At 60.5% G+C, this 400-nt stretch carries 1 protein-coding gene; it reads left to right on the top strand.

Annotated features, from left to right (window positions below):
- On the top strand, nt 1-400 hold a 400-nt coding region (locus GTGU_RS23710; protein WP_156964250.1), incomplete at both ends, for an Ig-like domain-containing protein.

The raw sequence follows: 400 nt of genomic DNA, 5'->3' as shown, positions 1-400 counted from the left end.
GCCCCGATGAAACCCACCATCGACAGCGCAACTGACGATGTGGGGGCTGTCCAGTCGTCGCTGGCGAACCATGGCCTGACTGATGACCCGACGCCGACGCTGAACGGTAAGGCGGAAGCGGGCAGCATCGTGAAGATCTACGATCAGAGTGGTCTGCTGGGTTCCGTCACCGCACGCGCTGACGGCACCTGGAGCTACTCGCCGACCGCAGGTCTGAGCGAAGGCAGCCACCAGTTCTATGTGACTGCCACCGACAAGGCTGGCAACACCGGCGTTGCCTCGGATAACTTCGAGCTGATCCTGGACTTCACCGCACCTGACAGCAGCAAACTCGCCATCACGGATGTGATTGACGATGTTGGCGGGGTGAACGGTTCTGTACTGAGTGGTACTGAAACGG

The organism is Trabulsiella guamensis ATCC 49490, from assembly GCF_000734965.1.
Lineage (GTDB): Bacteria > Pseudomonadota > Gammaproteobacteria > Enterobacterales > Enterobacteriaceae > Trabulsiella > Trabulsiella guamensis.
This window is presented reverse-complemented; position numbering and strand designations above follow the sequence as displayed.